The following is a 17,981-nucleotide window of genomic DNA, read 5'->3' as shown; positions in this document are numbered from 1 at the left end:
GTTAAACGGGATCAGAAGGTAGGTCTGAAAGCGACATAAGGCGGTCCATCTGCGACACTTCGAGATGCTATATGGCATCTTTGAGATCCTGGAAATAGGGGTGTTACTTGCCGATGAAGGGACAAGGACCGGGAGCGGTAAAGGCAATCGGACAGGGGAGATCATTGCCAAAAAGGGTTGCAGCGACAGAGGCCAAGTATTCGATCGGCGACGAGGTTGCGAATGGGTGATTCTTGTTGGGCGTCGTGTAGAGCTTCGGGGATGACGCAGGGAGAAAGGTGAGCGAGGAGAGTATCCGGATTATGGAAGACACAATTCCACAAACACGGTCCTTGCCATGGTCTATACCACTGCCATTCTGCTCAGCCTGATCGGCTATTTCGTGATCGGCCATCTGGCCGGTCGTCGGGTCAAGCATCTCGACGACTATCTGGTCGCGGGGCGCAATGCACCGACCTTCCTCATTCTCGGCACGCTGGTGGCCAGCTACCTGAGTACCAGTGCCTTCCTCGGCGAGACCGGCTTCGCCTACAGCGGTTACCCCTTCGTGATGCTGATCTTCGCCTCGGTCAGCACCTCCGGCTGCCTGCTCGGCGCGCTGGCCTTCGGCCGCTACCTGCGACGCAGCGGCGCGCTCACGGTGCCCGAGTTCTTCGGCAAGCGCTTCGCCTCGCGGCATGTGCAGGTAATCGCCGGACTGACCACCGTATTCGGCCTGGGCGCCTACCTACTGGGCGTGATGCAGGGCGCCGGCATCATGTTCGAGGAGCTCACCGGGCTGCCGTACTGGGTCGGGCTGGTGTTGGTGTGGCTAACTTACACCGGCTTCATCCTCTACTCGGGCTCGCCGGGCGTAGTGCTGACCGACACGGTGATGTTCGTCATCTTCTCACTGGCCGCACTGGGCGGGTCGCTTTATATCATCAACGACCTGGGCGGCTGGCACGGTGTCCTCGAAGGTTTGATGAGCCAGTCCGACAAGCCCGGCATCGCGCTCTGGCACGGCGTGGTCCGGGGCAGCGACGCCAGCTTCGCCTCGCCGGGTGAATCGCTGACCTGGGGGCTGACGCTGGGGCTGGTATGGGCCGCCGTGCTGGCAGCGAGCCCCTGGCAGGCCAGCCGCTACCTGATGGCGCGCAACGAGCATGTGGTGATGCGTTCGGCGATGTTCACCGCCGTGGCACTGGCGGTCTTCTACGCGCTGATGATGATGACCGGGGCCGCCATCAACCTCTACAAGCCCGACCTGGATGCCGAGCATGCTATGGTCTGGTCGGCACTCAACGTCCTGCCCACCTGGTTGGGTATCGTGATCCTGACCGGGGTCTTCGCCGCCGGTCTGTCGTCCTGCTCGACCTTCCTGTCGATCATCGGCTTCAGCCTCTCCAACGATATCCTGCCGCCGTCGCGTGACGAGAAGACCGCCATGCGCACCAGCCGGCTCGCGGTACTGGCGGCTGGCCTGATCGCCCTGGTACTGGCGCTGTTCCAGCCGCCGGCGGTGATGGCCGTGGTGTGGTTCGCGGCGACCCTGTTTGCCTCGTCCTGGGGGCCGGTGGCGTTGATGAGCATCTGGAGCCGCCGGATCACCGCCGCCGGTGCGGCCTGGGGCCTGGTGGTCGGCTTCGTCGGCAACCTGCTGCTCTCGCTGGCCGATCAGGCCGGATGGATCTCGCTGCCGGTTTATCTGCACCCGGTGGTGATCAGCACCGTGGCGGCCCTTGTGGCTATTCTCGTGGCCTCGCGGATGACCCGGGTCAGCCAGTCGGAACGCGACTACCTGGCCTTCCTGCACCAGGACGACGAGAGCCTGGAGGCCGGCTGGATGACCGGCTCGCGGTGGGTGGCGGTGTGCACCATGCTGTCGGGCATCGGCATCGGGGTGTTCCTGTGGAACCAGTATGCCGAGACGCTGGCCGGTCTGGCCGGTCGCTTTGCAATCCCCGATAGTTCGGTGTGGGGGGCCTATGCCCTGGCGGTAGGCTGCGGCGGCATGCTGTTCATCGCCGGCGCTGCAGGCTACTGGGTGGTCCGCGCCCGAAAGCCGGCCATGACTGCCGCGCGCTCCATGGAACCCTGAGCTCGTGCGCCGGCCCCGCTGATCCGGCGGGGCCGCCGCGTGACCTGGATCATCGCCGCTTTTCCATGCCAGAACGGCCCGAGCAGATCGCTCGGGCCGTTCTGGTTGGTTGCAAGGAAGCGTGCGACCCGTCGGTCGATTTCGCCCTGCGGGAAGCCATCGTGGCCGGGACGGTTATGGCATGTGGCGGGAAGGCCGTTTTCAACGTTCCTCCGGCCTCCAGCTGCCACCCCTGGACGATGAGGCCGGGGAGTCGAGCGCTTGCCTCATGAGCCTGAACTGGCGGCCGGCTTTTCCGCCTCATCCTCTGCCGGTTCTTCCAGCGGCTCGCCCTCGTCGTTCTGCAGCTGGTTGTCGTAGGCGGCCTGAAGGCCGGTGGCCTCCTCGGGCTCCTCTTCGTCTTGCTGTTCGATGTGGCCCGGGTAGAAGGGCGAGAGGATGGCCACCAGGATGCCGAGCGCGGCGAACATGGAAAAGGCATCGGCGTAACCGAAGATATTCACCAGCCCGCCGACGGCCGGCGAGCCGGTGGCCTGCCCGAGTGAGACCGCCATGAAGGGCAGCACCGGCCCGGCCGACAGCCGACCCGGCAACAGGCGAATGCCGGTCATCAGATAGAGTCCCGTCAGACTCATGTAGGCCAGGCCGAAGACCAGCGCGGAGAACGCCGCCAGCAGCGGCTGACTCGGGCTGGCCGCAAGCAGGGACAGGCTCGCCGCCAGCATCATCAGCATCAGGGCATGGGTGATGGGCGGGTTGTTGCGATCGGCCAGGTCGGCGACCACGGCGCCGCCCAGGCCGGCGATGCCCACCGCCAGCCAGAGCCAACCGGTGTCGCCGGGCGCCAGGTTGCCGAGGTTGACCGCCAGGTCGGGCGCGAAGATCCAGTACGCGGAGGAAACGAAGCCCATCACGAAGGCAAACAGGGACAGCCGGCACAGACGCGACCAGGGCAGTTCCTTGAACGGGGCCGGTGGGGCGGCATTGGCGGGCACGATCCGCGAGACCGAGGGCAGGAACAGCCAGGCACCCATCACGCCGATGGCGGCGCAGACGGCGAAGGAGAGATAGGCGATGCGCCAGGCGCCGACCATGAACAGCACCGTGGGCACGGCAACGATCACGCCGATGCTGGTCCCCGCGTTCATCACCGAGCTGACGCGGCCGTGCATCGAGCGCTTCACCATGGCCTGCATGGCCGCCGTGAGGGCCGGCATCATCAGGCCGGTGCAGATCCCGCACGCGAATACCCCGGCGCCCAGCAGCAGGGCGTTGGGCGCCTGGCTGATCAGCCCCAGGCCGCCGACCCCGAACGCACCGGACAGCACTGCCGCGTTGCGGGCCCCCAGATAATCGGTGGCGAGGGGGGCGACCGCCGTGGCCAGCAGGAAGCTGATGAGCGGCAGGGCGCCGATGATGCCGATGACGTAGGGGGAGAGATCCAGCGCGGTGCGCATCTGGGGCACGAACAGGCCGAAGGCGAAGCGTGCGAGGCCGTAGCTGATGGCGATCAGCATGGCACCGAAGATCGCGAACTGGGTACTCGACAGCGTGGGAGCTCTCATGGCGCCTCCACCCGGCAGGCGGCGATGATGCCGGCCCGTCCCGCGTCCGGGCGGGGTGCCCGTGATGTGATGACTGCCCGTGGACGGGCACACTCCATGTCCGTGGTAATCGCCATGCGGTCCTCGCCTGACAGGGTACGGGGGTGTCGACGCTGGCCTGCCGGGGCATTGCTGGAGCGGGCTGTCGATCCAGCGGGATAATGGGCCCGGGGCCGCACCGCGAGGTGCCGTCGATGTGGGTCCATGGCGATGTTCCTGCACGCCGTAGACTGGACTCGATGAAGCCTAGGAGTTACCTCGGCCCCCTTCAAGCCGGCTGTCGATATGGGCGCAGGGCGTTACGTTTTCGGCTTCATTTTCTCGGCCGAGCCCGCCGCCGCAGCGGCTCGAGCAGGCCGCTCAGGCCGTTGTGGTCGATCTCGTGCATCAGCTCAAGCAACTGGCCGATCTCGCCGCGCGGGAAGCCTTCCCGGGCAAACCAGTTGAGGTAGGGGCCGGGCAGGTCGGCGATCAGCCGCCCCTCGTACTTGCCGAAGGGCATGCGGCGGGTGACCAGTTTCTCGAGATCCTCGGGCTTCATGGCAGGCGGCTCTCCGCCGGACTCGTCTCGACCCGGTTCCTTCCGCCGTGCTTGCCGGCGTACAGGGCCTGGTCCGCCTGCCTGATCAGAGCGGGCAGGTCGCTGGCCGCGTCGAGCTCTCCGGCGATCCCGATGGTGACGGTCAGGCGGTGTTCGGTCATTGCCTCCGTCACCGGGAGCTCGGCGACGGCTTTCTTCAGGCGTTCCGCCACTCTTCGCGCCTCTTCCAGCGGCGTGTTCGGCAGGGCCACGATGAACTCCTCGCCCCCGAAACGCCCGATCACATCCCCGGCTCTGAGGGATTGCATGCAGGTTTTTGCGATCGCGGTCAGTACACGGTCTCCCTGACTGTGCCCCCAGGTGTCGTTGATGGCCTTGAAATGGTCCACGTCGATCATGAAAAGGCTGAAGGGGGTGTTGTCATGCTGCGCTTGCAGCAGCAGCTCCTGCGCTCGCTGCATGAAGTGAATCCGGCTGGCCAGCCCCGTCAGCGCATCCCGCTCGGCGACCATGCGCAGCTGTTTTTCCAGCGACTTTCGGTGAGCGATTTCCTCGCTCAGCTGGTGGTTCTGGATACGCTCTTCCTGCAGCAGCGCGAACTGCTTGCGTTGCAGCTTTTCCAGGCGAAGCAGGGCGAAGAAACCCACGGCGTTGGCCATGACCAGCAACAGCAGCAGGCGCAGTGCCACCACGGCGGAAATATCGGCCGCCATCACCGCCGCGACGAGGAAGCCCACGCTCAGGTAGAGGCTGGCGATCGCCACCACGGGAAGCAGGTTGGGGATCAGCAGGTAGAAGGCCATGATGGCCACCACCAAGGAAGTGACCTGGGTGGAGAGGCTGTCGGGGCGCAAGGGAATGATCAGGATGATCCCCGTGGCCAGTATCCACAGCGGCAGGGCGTGCAGCCATGTCTGGCGGGAATAGCCGCCTCGCTGTCCGATCACGAAGGCCAGGGCCAGGCACGCGATCACCACCAGGGCCCGCATGCCGAGCAGCAGATAAAGCTCCGTGCTCAAGCCGATATAGTAATAATCGGAAATGGCAAACATGCCGAAGATCAGGGCGGCCACGCTCAGCGTCAGGCAGGATTCCGCGCGAATTCTGGGCTCGCTATCCCGGCGATACATCGCTTCCTTGCCGGGGTCGTGGAACTGACCGGTCAACCAGTGCAACGGGTATTCTTTCACGGGTGGCGACAACGGCCATTGTCCCCCATCCTGCACACTCTGCGCCATGTTGTGTCTCGCTCTGGTCCGGCATCGTCAAGGCCGCCGGGTAACGGGCCGAAATATCCCGGTCGCGTGCTGCTTCTTTCCCGTAATGGGGTGTCAGTCGTGTGCCCCTGCCGGCCTCAGCCAGTATCCCGCGACCGCTCCCCCCCAAGCCCTTCACCAAGGTAAACCAGTCCCTGATGCCTGTAATGCCCCTATAGACCAACGCGCTAGTCGGCCTCGGGTCGCAATATCCGCCTACTGGACTCGATCGGCCATGGTCCGGGCGATGTAGCTGGCGATAATGGTGTCCAGATGCGCGCCGCCGCCATTCTTGTAGACGGTGATCTCCGAGTCGGCCCGGCGGCCGACGCTGCCCTTGACCAGGTCGTAGAGATCGCCCTGCACGTCGTCGGCGGTAATCACCCCCTCGGCGATCGGGATCATCAGTTCCCCGATATGCCCGATCGTGGTCTCGCGGCTGTCGACGAAGAGCGAGCCCCGGGTGAGCAGCTCATCATCGGCCTCGCGCATGTCCGCCTTGTAGGCCCCGATGAGGTCGACATGGGTGCCCGGCCGCAGCCAGGCCCCCTCGAGGACCGGCGTGCGGGCCATGGTCGCGGTCGAGACGATGTCGGCCTGCGCCGCGGCCCGGGGCAGGTCGTCGACCGCCGCGACCTCGACCGTCATGCCCTGCATCTCTTCCGCCAGTCGCTGCGCCTGTTCCGGCTTGCGGGCCCAGACGGCGATGCGCTCCAGCGCCGGGAAGCCGGCGGCATAGGCCCGGACCAGGCTGCGCGCCAGGGTGCCTGCGCCGACGATGAGCAGCTGCCGGCTGTCCGGCCGGGCCAGAAGCCGGGCGCCCAGCACGGAGTCCCCGGCAGTCTTGAACTCGGTCACCAGCCGGCTGTCGATCACCGCGGCCAGGCAGCCGTGCTGGGGCTCGAAGACCAGCATCGCCCCCTGGACCGTGGCGAGGCCGTGAGCCGGGTTGTCGTTGAAGACGGTCACCGCCTTCACCCCGTAGCCCGTGCCGGCGATATAGGCGGCGCGGTCGAGCAGGGCGCCCGCCGGCGGGCCGAGGACCAGGTCGCCGACCTCGGCCCTGGCCATCTCGTGGCCGGAACGCAGCGCCTCGATGGCCTCGTCCCATGACAGATGGTCGATGGCCGCTTCGTAATCGATGACGTTCAGGCTCATGTGGTGCCTCTTTGTAGCGCGTCAGAATGGCGTTAACTGCCCACCATACACGCTAAGCGCTTCATCCATTATCACCGGGAGTCCAACGCTGGCGACCGTCGCCCTCCCCATCGCTCCGTGGTGGTCGTGGGAGGACGGGCCGGCCACCCCTCGCCGCCGGAACGGCGATGCCAGGCCAGGGGAAAGACTGATGAGAGAGTGATGCGCGTTGCCGCTGACGATGAGGGCTCGACTCGCCGGGAAGGGGGTATTGCGCGCGGAAGCGGCCGGGCTTCAGGGCCCGGCCGCGGAGTGTCACGCCTTGTGGTGGCGGCAGGTCACCGTCGGGTTGAACGGCTCGAGATTGCCGTTGGGGTTGTTGCGAAACCACAGGTGCTGATCGTAGTGGGCCTCGAAGTGATGAGCCTCCTCGGTGGGGGTAGCCGGATCATCGACCATGTACTCCCAGTTGCGCCCGGCCAGGACCGGCGGCGCGCTGTGTCCCGCGCTTTCCCAGGCCTTGCGGAACACCAGATTCTCGACCCCGACCAGCACCAGGGAGCCGTCTTCCTGGGGTTCGTAGAGCAGGATGGCGGGGTTCATGAAGTCGGTATGGGTGCCGGTGCCGTCGACCCGCGGGGCGGTGACCGTGATGCCCAGCAGGTCGGGACGCAGGTAGTGGATGCCCATGGCCCCCAGCTCGGCGGGAGCGCCATGAGCCTCGGCCGTTACGCATTCACCGGAAGGGTCCGGCACGTAGCCCGCCGCCAGGGCCGCGTTGACATCCTCGAAGCGCCGCGTGGCGGCGCGCACCGACTCGATCAGCGCCGTCGCCTCCGCGTTCTGGCCCGGGGGCGGGCTCGCCGCTACCAGTGGGGCCGTCGTCAGACCCGCCAGGATCACACCACCCCACATGACTGCACGCATGGGATTCTCCTCCCGGCGTTGCCGGGCCGGCCGCATCGGGCAGACGCCCGCCAGCGTTATTCGCCGAGCTCCCTTGCGGCCCAGGGTGAGAGGGCCCGGCCCGCGTCGACCAACCCAATCAGTATAGGAGAACCGGGGCCTTCGGCGGTGCCGCGAAACGCGAAGCGGAAGCGGACAGGCGAGCGCCGGTGGCGTCAGGCGCCGTCTTGCCACTCCTGGAGCAGCCGGCTCACCAGCTCGCCGGCGGGGAGTTCGCGTACCAGTGGCGCGCCCTGGCCGGCCCAGTGCGCCGCGAAGTCATGATGGCCGAGGCCGGCCGCCGCCGCGTTGAGCCGCTTGGCGGCGTCGTACGCCACCGGGTAGGCGGGGGGCGTTGGCCCGCTCGCCGAATCGGCATGGCGGATCAGGCGATTGAGGATGCCGCGCGCCGGGCGTCCCGACAGCGCCGTGGTCATGCGGGTCACCCCGGCACGTTCGCTTTTGAGGGTCGCGCGATAGCCGTCGTTGGCCGCTGATTCCGGGCACAGGATGAAGGCCGTCCCCAACTGGGCGGCGCAGGCGCCCAGCGCCAGGGCCGCCCGAATGCCCTGGCCATCCATGATGCCGCCGGCCGCCACGATCGGCAGCGCCATCTCCCTGACCAGCCGGCGAACGAGCACGGACGTGCTCAGCCGTTCGTCGTCCGCCTCGGGATCGAAGCAGCCGCGGTGCCCGCCCGCCTCATCGCCCTGGGCCACGATCGCGTCGACGCCCCGCGCCTGAATCTCTCGCGCCTCCTGCAGGCTGGTCGCCGTCGCCAGCGTGTAGATGCCGGCCTCCCGCAGCGCGCGTATCCACGCCTCGGGCGGCAATCCGAAGTGAAAGCTGACCACGGCGGGGTGCGTCTCGAGCAGCATCTCGAAGGTCGCCTCGTCCTCCACGAAGCTGCGGTAGATCTCGTCGAGCGCGGCCGGCGGCTCGCTGCCACTTTCCCGAAACAGCGGCGCGAGGTGTGAAAGCCAGGCCGATTCCCGGGCCGCGTCGCGCACTGCCGGGGCATGGCAGAAGACGTTGACGTTGAACGGGCGGGGCGTGAGCGCTCGGGTGCGCTCGATCATCGCCCGAGCCTTATCGACGCCGCTGGCGCCGATACCCAGGGAGCCCAGGCCGCCGGCATTCGACACGGCCGCCGCCAACTCCGGCGTGGCCACGCCGGCCATGGGCGCCTGGATGATTGGCTGGATGCCCAGCCGGTCGGTCAGAGGATTCGACGAAGTCATGGGAACGGCCTCCACGAGTGCGGGAACGATGGCTTTCATTTATTCTCAATTTGAGAATAAAATAGATCAATGAATTTCAAAAGGCGAATGGTGTGGATCTGGAAACCCTGAGAATCTTCGAGGCCGTCGCCGCCGAGCTGAGCGTGACCCGCGCCGCCGCGCGGCTCGGGCGTGCGCCTTCCAACGTCACGACGCGCATCCAGCAGCTGGAGGCGGAGCTGGACGCGGAACTGTTCATTCGCCTCGGCAAGCGCATCACGCTTTCGACGGCGGGGCAGCGCTTCTTGGCCTACGCGCAGCGCCTGCTGGCGCTGGAGGACGAGGCCCGGCAGGCCGTGGGCGGCGGCGATGGCGGCAGCCTGCGCATCGGCAGTATGGAGAGCACGGCGGCCAGCCGGCTGCCGGCGCCGCTGGCGGCCTTCAACCGCGCCCATCCGGCGACCCGGCTCGAGGTCAGCACCGGCCCCACGGGGCCGCTGGTGGAACAGGTGCGCGACGGGCGGCTGGACTGCGCCTTCGTGGCCCTGCCCGCCGAGCTCGAGAACGAGCCAGCCCTGGCCGAGATGGGGCTGCAGAGCGCGCCGGTCTGGGAGGAATCGCTGTTGCTGCTGCTGCCGCCCGTCGACGCCAAGGCCACCGCGCCGGCGGAGCTTGGCACCCGCACCCTGGCGGCCTTCAAGCCGGGCTGCACCTACCGCGCCATGGCGGAGCAGCGGCTCGGCATCGTCGCCGGAAGCGAATGGCACATCCAGGAGCTCGGCTCCTACCATGCCATGGTGGCGGCCGTTGCTGCGGGTTCCTGCGTCACCCTGCTGCCGCGCAGCGTGCTGGAACTGTGCCGCGTGCCGGACGATCTGGCCACGCTGGAGATGGGCACCGTCAGCACGCGCCTGCTGTGGCGCTCTGGCTACGAGACGCCCACGTTCCAGACGTTCGCGGGTCAGTTCCTGGAGGACGCATGACGCGCGCCGGAGGCTTCAGCGCGGCAACAAGCCCTTGCCGATCGCCTCACCCAGCCGATCCACGGCGGCGGCCAACTTCTCGTCGATGATGTGCAGATAGGCCGTCCAGTCGTCGACGTGATTGAGCTCCGCCTTGCCGTCGGAGATGCCGCGCAGCACCGCCAGCGGCACCCCGAAGCGGGTGCAGGCGCGCAGGCAGGCGTAGCTCTCCATGTCCACCATGTCGGCGGTGATGGCGCCATAGGCCGCGCCCGAGACGATATCGGCGCCGGTCGAGAGCGTGGCCTCGCGAATCCCGGGAATGCGCAGCGGCAGGGGCAGGGTGGCCGGCAGGTCGAGGAAGGGTGTGATGCCTTTCTCGAAGCCCAGCGGCGAGGCGTCCATGTCGCGGTAGGCCACCGAGGTCGCCTGATAGACCTCGGTCTGCTCGAGATCCCGGCTGCCCGCCGAGCCCAGCGATACCACCAGGTCCGGCCGTTGCCCGCGCGCTGAAAGCTCCGTCAGCGCGGCAGTGAGTTCCACCGCCGCCTCGACCGGCCCCACGCCGATCATCAAGGGCGTGAAACGCTCCCGCAGATGCGGGCCGTATTCGGCGTCCGCCGCCATTACGAACAGCACGGAGCGGCCGCCGAGTTCCGTCAGTGGTGCCAGTACGCGTGGTGTCTGGTTCATCCCGAGAGTCTCCCGCAGCTTATGAGCGCCACCATCATGGCGGGCCGGGGCGTTGGCGCCAAGCGTGGGATGGCTTGGCTGATGCCGAGCGGATCATTCTTGAAAGATCGACCTAGATCAAAAGCCGAAGTGAAATTGTCTCCAGGCGGTGACATTATGTATCCCTAATTCTAGGCTGAGGAACCAGCCGACCAGCAAGGGACTGACGATGGCCGATCACACCGCCGAAACGCGCATTACCCTGCATCCGCATACCCGCCGGGTTCGCATTTTCGACGGCGACATTCTGATTGCCGATACCTGCAAGGCCATCGAACTGCGCGAGCGTGGTTATCCACCGAGACACTATCTGCCGCGTGCGGATGTGAATATATCGAAATTCTCGATTTCCTCTACCGTTACCCACTGTCCGTTCAAGGGTGATACCACCTATTACTCGCTGCCTGATATCGCCGATGTAGCCTGGAGCTATGAACGGCCGGTCGATGAGATGCAGGCGATTGCTGGGCGGCTGGCATTTGATGCCCGCAAGGTGACGGAGCTTGTGGAGTGACGTTCGCTATCGACCCAAAGCGGATAGCGGAAAAGGCAGAAGGTGCGCTCGCCTAATATTTATTCGGAACAAGTAATATGCTTGATGCCTAGAATTCAGGGTTTTCAATAAGTTTGGAAATGAGCGATGTGAGGAAATTAATGTGGAGAGACGAGGTGACACGTCCATCCAGTCAAAAGTCGGGTGTTCCAATAACTCATAGGTATGTATATGCAGCTAGAGCTTATCTCTCCCCGAAGCCTTGATTCAAAAGCAGTGAAGAGTATTTCAAAAGGAATGATTTATTATGTGTGCACAGGAAGGAATGCTTGGCACAGTACATGGGTGTCTCATTATTATCCTGGTTGCATGCATACCACTTTGGCGTCAGCGAAGGAACATGCAGAGAAGCTCAGGACAAGAGGAACTGTGTTCTATATAAAGCAACTTCCATGCCTTGTTTTCCGAAGTAGTGGAGTTGCTGTGATTGTTACTGAAATAAACAGCAGGAATCCTCTATCTGAGTACTCCGCTGATGCAGTTACAGATGAGGTAACTCCTAGTTCAAAAAAAATTGAGGGGGTTTTAGATAATTATATAAGAATTGGCGCTCCATTACAGGGGGTGGCAATGTCATTCCTCCCAAATAGTCGTTTCTGGAGGCAAAGGCCTTCACCTAAAAATTCGGTCATTATTCTGTCCGCAAATTATGAGTCAGTGCCAATTGAAAATATTAAATCTAGCGGCCTTTTGTCTATTAAGTCGTTTTCTAATGGGGGAAACTATTACCTAGGGTGGAGCTCAATTGAGTCCCGCGTAAAAAGTACGGCCGTGCTCGGTTTGTCCCGGAAGGAAAAGACAAAAAATCAAGGCCCTCGGATGGTGTAAATGCTGCTGGCGCATGAAGTGGAAAGCCTAAATTGTCGGGTCCCAGATGATCAAATGAACTATAGGAGTTATCCTCTTCTAGCAGCCAAGGAGAAGAGTAGGCGGGGCCGGTGCTGCCATCGTTTTATCAAGGTCATCTTAGAGTCCGCTTCTGTTCGCCCGAGTATTATTAGTATATAATGATAAGTTGCTTTCGGCCGCTGGCGACCTAAAGCCGACATGCCAGAAAAAGGGCGAAAGCGTTTGTTGGGGATATGCAGCATGCACAATGATTGGCGTTATACTAGGCGATCTATACTTGATTTATTGGGTTTTCAATGAAATAAAGTGTGGTCGGTCGCGGAGCATAACATTGTTGAACGTGCGTGCACGTTCAAGTGAAATATCGAGCATGCTAAATAATACAGCTGTTGGGCAGCAAGTGATGAGCAGTGTTTTTGCGCTTTTGTTAACTGATAAAAAGATGATATTTCGAGGAAAACATGATGCGGCGTAGTTGTAGTGACTTTGAGAGTGCTAATGCCATGCGAAATCCCGCTGGATACATGTACTACGCACGCATGAAAACAAAGTGGGGGAAATTCTATAAACTTGGTTACACCAGCCAAGATTCACTCGAAGAACGCCTGAACTACGGCGAGAAGAATGATGGCGGACTCGTAGATCGCGTTCTTCTTTGGGCTTGGTCAGACAGCGCACTACACGATGAGCAGAGGCTGCATGGCCTATTCCACAATAAGAGGGTCTTCGGAAAGTACGGGAAATTTCACAATGGCCCCCTGTACAAGAACGGACAATCAGAGTTGTATGCAGAAGACATCTTTGATTTGGACCCAGAGTGTACAAAGGAGCAGGTGAAAAATTCGATCAAGGCTGCCGAAAGAATTGGCATCGAATATCGCAACGATCCGATTGGCGATCATCCCATCTGGCGCGTTGTGGGATACGTGCTCATGGTGGCTTTGTCGCCACTGATACTACTTCGAAAAATTCTCGAAGAAACCGTTCCAGCGATGAAGAGAGAAAAGGAACGAATTCTCGAACTGGAGCGTAAACGCGAAACAGATATTGCGGCCGCCGTTCTAGAGATCAAAAGAAAATCGACGACCTATAGAGATGGTGCCGGCTCAAACGGTTCCTGTAGAATTTTTGATCGAGCGAAATCAGAAAATGCATGGAAAAAAAGCCTATGTGATTGGCTCAACCGCGCTTTGACGGTTGAGCCAGAAGATATGACGGCAGAGGATATGTTCAGGGTTGTTAAAGGCAACTTTAGTCCAGCAACTATCGATTCCGTCGAGTGCCTGGTTTTAGGTGATGCTCAAGGCGGCAGGCATATTTCTGCGCTTCCGGAATGCCTGTACGAACTGCGCGGCCTCAGATCGCTTCATCTGCAGCGTAACGAAATCGAACACCTCGGCGATAAGCTCGGTCAGTTGGTCAATTTGGAAGAATTGAAGCTTGGCGGAACTGCGTTGAAAACATTGCCTGCAGCTATTGGTCAGTTGAAGAAATTACGCATCCTTACGGCATGGTGGAGTGACCTAGAATCATTGCCGCCAGAAATCGGACAGCTTAGTGAGCTTGAGGGGCTTGATGTATCAGGGTGTGAAAATTTGAAAGTACTTCCCAGCGAGATTGTGCAACTGAGAAAAATTAAGAGGTTGTATCTTCCCGCACATGATGACTTCAAACTAACTGCTGAGCAGCAGCGCTGGGCAGATGAACTGAAGAAAAGTGGGGCGGAAGTGGAGCATTATTGGTGAATGCGTTGTATGAAAGTCGAGATTTGTGGCGAGTGAAATGCCGTTGCCGCCCAACAAATCGCTGCAGATGACGTTTGGCCCGCCACCCACTTTTGCTGTCGCAAAAGCGGGCGTCGATTCAAACGCACCTGAGTTCGAGCGTCTAAATCATTAATTATGAAAAATCCGATGCGAAGCAAAGGTGATCATGGTGGCGAATATTGAAAGGGTTGGGATGAAGGTGTCAGCAGCGCTGCTAACATTTAATGTGCTGGCGTTTGCAAATATGGCTCGTGCAGAGATGAGTCACGAAAACTTGTGTGATTTGATGGTCGAGATCTCAGAGACCACCGACTCTCCGTCAATTCGGAAGGCCGCTTGAAGATTTAATTCTTAGTAATGAGTTAAATAATGTGTAAAAGAAGGTGGCTAGAATTGCCTGCCAAGTTCCGATACAAGAGGGCGTTGCCAGTAAAGGATGGGTGATCAGAGAGTTTAACTCCTATCAAGAGAGTCAATGTCGAGAGCATTTTGGTATTGAGTAGAACTGTTTTGACGATGTTTCGGGGGGTTAAAAATCGCAGTCACAGCGACGTCTGATACATTGCGGCTTCGCCTCCATTCCGTAGCAGCGCATGCCACTGGGCCCTCACTCACCCATGCTGGCGTCGTCGACCCGCACCCGGACATAGGAGCCCGGCGCCTCCTCGAGGGGCGGGTAGCGGCGGCTGCCGGGCTCACGGGCCGCCACCTGGCCGCCGGCGTGGCGCTGGAGCCAGTGGCGCCATTCCGGCCACCAGGAGCCGGGGTGGTGGGTGGCCGAGGCCAGCCAGCGCTCGGGATCTTTCGGCAGGCGGCCATAGCTCCAGTAGCCGTACTTGGAGGAGCCGGCCGGGTTGATGACCCCGGCGATATGCCCTGACCCGCCGAGCAGGAAGCGGGGTTGCTTGCCCAGCAGGTGCGCGCCGCGGTAACTGGACTGCCAGGGGGCGATGTGATCCTTCTCGGTCGCCACGAAGAACGTCGGGATGCGCACCCGGCTCAGGTCGATGGCCTGCCCCGCCAGGGAGATCCCCCCGGGCTCGGCGAGGCGGTTCTCCAGGTACATGTTGCGCAGGTAGAAGCTCTGCATGCGCCGCGGCATGCGGGTGGAGTCGGAGTTCCAGTAGAGCAGGTCGAAGGCCTGTGGGGTGCGACCAAGCAGGTAGTTGTTGATCACGAACCCCCAGATCAGGTCGGCGGACTGCAGCAGGTTGAAGGCATTGGCCAGGTGCGTGCCCTCCAGATAGCCGCGCTGGGCCATGTGCTGCTCGATGTGGCGGATCTGCTCCTCGTCGATGAACACCTCCAGCGGCCCCACCTCGCTGAAGTCGAGCAGGGTGGTGAAGAAGGTGGCACTGTGTACCCGCTCGTCCCCTCGAGCGGCCTGATGCGCCAGGGTGCAGGCCAGCAGGGTGCCACCGATGCAGTAGCCGATGGTGTTGAGCGTCTCCTCGCCGGTGACCTCCGCCACCACGTCCATGGCCTTGAGGGTGCCCCGGGTCAGGTAGTCGTCGAAGGCCACCTCGGCATAGCGTTCGTCCGGGTTGACCCAGGAAATCACGAAGACGGTGATGCCCTGCGCCACGGCCCAGCGGATGAAGGAGCGCTGCGGGGTCAGGTCCAGGATGTAGAACTTGTTGATCCAGGGCGGCACGATCAGCAGCGGCCGACGATCGACCGTCTCGGTGGTAGGGGCGTACTGGATGAGCTGCATCAGCTCGTTCTGGAAGATGACCTCGCCCGGGGTCACCGCGAGGTTCCTGCCCAGTTCCAGCTCGGCCGAATCGCTCTGTGTGATGCGCAACAGGCCCTCGCCCCGGGCCAGGTCCTCCATCAGGTTGGCCAGGCCCTGCAGCAGGTTGGCGCCGCCGGTGCGCACCGTGGCCTCGATCACCTCCGGGTTGGTGAGGGCATAATTGCCGGGAGCGAGGGCATCCATCAGCTGCTGGGCATAGAACTCGACCCTCACCTGCTCGTCGTGGTCCAGTTCCTCGGTGACCTCATGCACGCCCTTCAACCATTGCTCGGCGGTCAGCTGATAGGCCTGGCGGAGCGCGTCGAAGAACAGGTTCTCCTCCCAGCCCTTGCCCTTGAAGCGCCGGTCCCGCGGGTCGGGCGCGGCGACCGGGGAGGGCGCCTCGCCAGACAGGCGCCGGGCGGTGTTCTGCCAGAGTGTCGTATAGCCCTGCCACAGCTGCTGCTGGAGCTCCAGGGCACGTTGCGGATGAAGCATGAACTGCTGGCTCAGGCGGGTCAGCGCCCTGGCCGCGACCGCCGGGTCGGGCAGGGAGAAGAAGTCCCCGCGCGCCTGGCGCTCGAACCAGCCCTGCCAGGCCCGGGACGACCCGTCGGACAATCGCGCGAGGGCCTCGGCATAGCGGTGTGCCAACGCGTCGGATGGCGCCTCCCGGGGTGGTGTCGCCGGATCGCCAGGTGTCGCTGACGACGGTTTCCGGTCACTCATGGCCTGGTCCCCCTTGGTGAACACGGGTCGATGGCGGCATCGTCCGCCGCGTGCCGCAAGCAGGGCCGCTGTGCTGCCCCCTCTGCGGCAACCCACGGTTTCAGTATCGTCGGGACCGGCCGAGACGCAACTGCCTGGCGTGGCGGCGGCCGGCCGGCTGGACGCTATATTGAGAGCACTAACCCGAATCCGGCGACTCACGACGGCCAGGTTCCGGCTTGGCTGACGTTGGGCGCTCGCACAGGGTTTTGCGGGATTCACCGTCCGGCACCCCGCTGAACGGGATAACCACGCCGCGGCAATCCGCATGGGGACAGGAGGAGCACTGCCATGATTGAAACATTGGCCGACTTTCCCGATAGCGTACTGGCGTTCGTTTGCCATGGGCAGGTCACGAAGCAGGATTACGAGTCGGTCCTGACGCCTGCTGTCGAGAGGGCACTCCAGAACCATTACAAGGTGCGCCTCTACTATGAAACCGCCCCTGATTTCGCCGGCATCGATCCCGGCGCCATCTGGGAAGACACCAAGGTGGGTCTGGGTCATCTCGCGCGTTGGGAAAAGTTCGCCGTCGTCACCGATGTCGAGTGGATCCGGCACACCATTCGGCTTTTCAGCTTCCTGATGCCCGGTGAAATGCGCATATTCTCGACGGACGAGGCAGCGCAGGCCCGTGAGTGGATCGTGCAGTAGCCGCAAAGCACCGGGTGACTGCCGCTGCTCGGATGGCGGGCGTGGGGGATGCCGGGGTAGACCACTGCCCGCGTCAGGCTCTGTCATGCCGCCCGCTGTAAGCAGGTTTCAGGCCATTCGAGCGGTGATCAATTCTGCATGGGAATGTGGTCGTCCCACCGAAAGCCGATGCCGCCGCCTTGCCAGACCCCCTGGCCCTGGGGATTGGGGCCGTGGATATCGACATGGAGCGGCAGCCCGAAGCCGGGGGCCAGGTCCTGAACACCGCGCATGGTGCTGCGGTGCAAGATGCGCAGGCCCTGCTGCTCGGCGGGCAGATGGGCCTCGGGGGCGGCACGATGCGCCACGGCGAGGTTGTCGATGAACACGCAGTCGTTTTCCCGGTACTCGTAGGCGGCGGCGTAGCCGTTCTCCAGCCCGGCATTCAGGATGTCGTTGTACTCATGGCAGAGCCGCGTGAGTTCGTCGGCGTTCAACAGGCGGAAGGCCTCCGCGTCGGGCAGCTTCTCGATTATCGCGCCCGTCATGCCCAGGTGCAGCCAGATGCACCGGCGGCCGGAGATGGGGTGCTCGTGCACCACGGGATGCACGGCGCCGGAACTGGAGTTCACCGAGGCAAGGCGGCTCCAGTAGGCCTGGCGATCCTCCGGGAGGGCATCGTGCGCGGCGGCCTGATGGGCGAAGTAGGTGCCGCCGCCGTTCTCGGCGGGCCGGACGATGTGGTAGCCCGAGTGCGAGAAGGTGTCGGTGTTGAAGCTGCCGTCGTTGTGCCACTGCGGCCCGACGTCCGGGATACCGTGACGGCGGTCGTTCGAGAGGCGGAAGATATGCGGGTTGCCCTCGGGCGTGGCCGGATGCACGCCATGGGTGCTGTGCAGTTCCTTGCCACCCCACCAGCAGCTGGCACGGAGAAAGTCGTCGGCCGAGAGCGGCGCGTCGTTCTTGAAGACCAGGAACCCGCGGTTGGCCATCTCGCGCTCCAGGGCGTCGAGCACCTCGGGCGGTGGCGCCTGTTCGGAGGACAGGTCGATGCCCTGCACCTGCGCGCCCAATGGGTCCAGCGGCGTGATGGTGCCGCCGAAGGCCTCGATGGTGGCGACGCGTGACGGGTCGAGGGGCGGGAGGACGGATTGGCGAGACATCGATGCGGGCCTCCTGTGTTTGAGCGCGATGCCAGCA

General features: G+C 63.0%; 14 protein-coding genes. 5 read left to right on the top strand and 9 right to left on the bottom strand.

The annotated features are described in order from the left end of the window. Positions 1-337 precede the first annotated feature (337 nt). Positions 338-2,080, top strand: coding sequence for a sodium:solute symporter family protein (locus tag G7A98_RS01475; RefSeq protein ID WP_163647703.1), 1,743 nt, complete (start codon positions 338-340; stop codon positions 2,078-2,080). Positions 2,081-2,346: 266 nt separating this feature from the next. Here the strand turns inward: G7A98_RS01475 and G7A98_RS01470 are convergent, their stop codons facing one another. The 6 genes from G7A98_RS01470 to G7A98_RS01445 form a co-directional block, all read right to left on the bottom strand. Beyond that, complete coding sequence (locus G7A98_RS01470; RefSeq protein WP_163647702.1) at positions 2,347-3,645, bottom strand: MFS transporter; 1,299 nt, start codon at positions 3,643-3,645, stop codon at positions 2,347-2,349. A gap of 352 nt (positions 3,646-3,997) precedes the next feature. Continuing rightward, on the bottom strand, positions 3,998-4,225 hold the full coding sequence (locus tag G7A98_RS01465; protein ID WP_163647701.1) for a DUF3820 family protein: 228 nt from the start codon (positions 4,223-4,225) through the stop codon (positions 3,998-4,000). Continuing rightward, the gene (locus G7A98_RS01460) at positions 4,222-5,463 is read right to left on the bottom strand and encodes a GGDEF domain-containing protein (protein ID WP_205596187.1); all 1,242 of its coding nucleotides are present in this window, start codon (positions 5,461-5,463) and stop codon (positions 4,222-4,224) included. The genes G7A98_RS01465 and G7A98_RS01460 overlap by 4 nt, the downstream gene beginning before the upstream one ends. Before the next feature lie 234 nt (positions 5,464-5,697). Beyond that, positions 5,698-6,639 carry an ornithine cyclodeaminase gene (locus G7A98_RS01455; RefSeq protein ID WP_163647700.1) on the bottom strand — a complete coding sequence of 314 codons (942 nt, stop codon included), beginning with the start codon at positions 6,637-6,639 and terminating at the stop codon, positions 5,698-5,700. A gap of 294 nt (positions 6,640-6,933) precedes the next feature. Then, complete coding sequence (locus G7A98_RS01450; RefSeq protein ID WP_205596186.1) at positions 6,934-7,545, bottom strand: hypothetical protein; 612 nt, start codon at positions 7,543-7,545, stop codon at positions 6,934-6,936. Between the two features lie 194 nt (positions 7,546-7,739). Then, complete coding sequence (locus G7A98_RS01445) at positions 7,740-8,804, bottom strand: nitronate monooxygenase (RefSeq protein ID WP_163647699.1); 1,065 nt, start codon at positions 8,802-8,804, stop codon at positions 7,740-7,742. A 92-nt stretch (positions 8,805-8,896) separates the two neighbouring features. On the opposite strand from G7A98_RS01445, the gene G7A98_RS01440 reads away from it, so the two are divergent. Further along, entirely contained in the window at positions 8,897-9,766 is an 870-nt protein-coding gene (locus G7A98_RS01440; RefSeq protein ID WP_163647698.1) for a LysR substrate-binding domain-containing protein, read from the top strand. A gap of 15 nt (positions 9,767-9,781) precedes the next feature. Here the strand turns inward: G7A98_RS01440 and G7A98_RS01435 are convergent, their stop codons facing one another. Continuing rightward, positions 9,782-10,438 (bottom strand): 5'-methylthioadenosine/S-adenosylhomocysteine nucleosidase, encoded by a 657-nt coding sequence (locus G7A98_RS01435; protein WP_163647697.1) that lies wholly within the window; start codon positions 10,436-10,438, stop codon positions 9,782-9,784. A gap of 208 nt (positions 10,439-10,646) precedes the next feature. On the opposite strand from G7A98_RS01435, the gene G7A98_RS01430 reads away from it, so the two are divergent. Then, positions 10,647-10,991 carry a DUF427 domain-containing protein gene (locus G7A98_RS01430; protein ID WP_163647696.1) on the top strand — a complete coding sequence of 115 codons (345 nt, stop codon included), beginning with the start codon at positions 10,647-10,649 and terminating at the stop codon, positions 10,989-10,991. Between the two features lie 1,412 nt (positions 10,992-12,403). Beyond that, complete coding sequence (locus tag G7A98_RS01425; RefSeq protein ID WP_163647695.1) at positions 12,404-13,624, top strand: leucine-rich repeat domain-containing protein; 1,221 nt, start codon at positions 12,404-12,406, stop codon at positions 13,622-13,624. Positions 13,625-14,252: 628 nt separating this feature from the next. Here the strand turns inward: G7A98_RS01425 and phaC are convergent. Continuing rightward, complete coding sequence (gene phaC, locus G7A98_RS01420; RefSeq protein ID WP_163647694.1) at positions 14,253-16,109, bottom strand: class I poly(R)-hydroxyalkanoic acid synthase; 1,857 nt, start codon at positions 16,107-16,109, stop codon at positions 14,253-14,255. Between the two features lie 330 nt (positions 16,110-16,439). Between phaC and G7A98_RS01415 the strand changes: the two genes are divergently transcribed. Beyond that, positions 16,440-16,802: an STAS/SEC14 domain-containing protein gene (locus G7A98_RS01415; RefSeq protein ID WP_163647693.1), complete on the top strand. Its 363-nt coding sequence runs from the start codon at positions 16,440-16,442 to the stop codon at positions 16,800-16,802. 128 nt (positions 16,803-16,930) lie between these two features. On the opposite strand, the gene G7A98_RS01410 is transcribed toward G7A98_RS01415, so the two are convergent. Beyond that, on the bottom strand, positions 16,931-17,944 hold the full coding sequence (locus G7A98_RS01410) for a TauD/TfdA family dioxygenase (protein ID WP_163647692.1): 1,014 nt from the start codon (positions 17,942-17,944) through the stop codon (positions 16,931-16,933). Between the last annotated feature and the right edge of the window lie 37 nt (positions 17,945-17,981).

The sequence above is a fragment of the Modicisalibacter sp. 'Wilcox' genome, assembly GCF_010993675.1.
Classification (GTDB): Bacteria; Pseudomonadota; Gammaproteobacteria; order Pseudomonadales; family Halomonadaceae; genus Modicisalibacter; species Modicisalibacter tunisiensis.
This window is presented reverse-complemented; position numbering and strand designations above follow the sequence as displayed.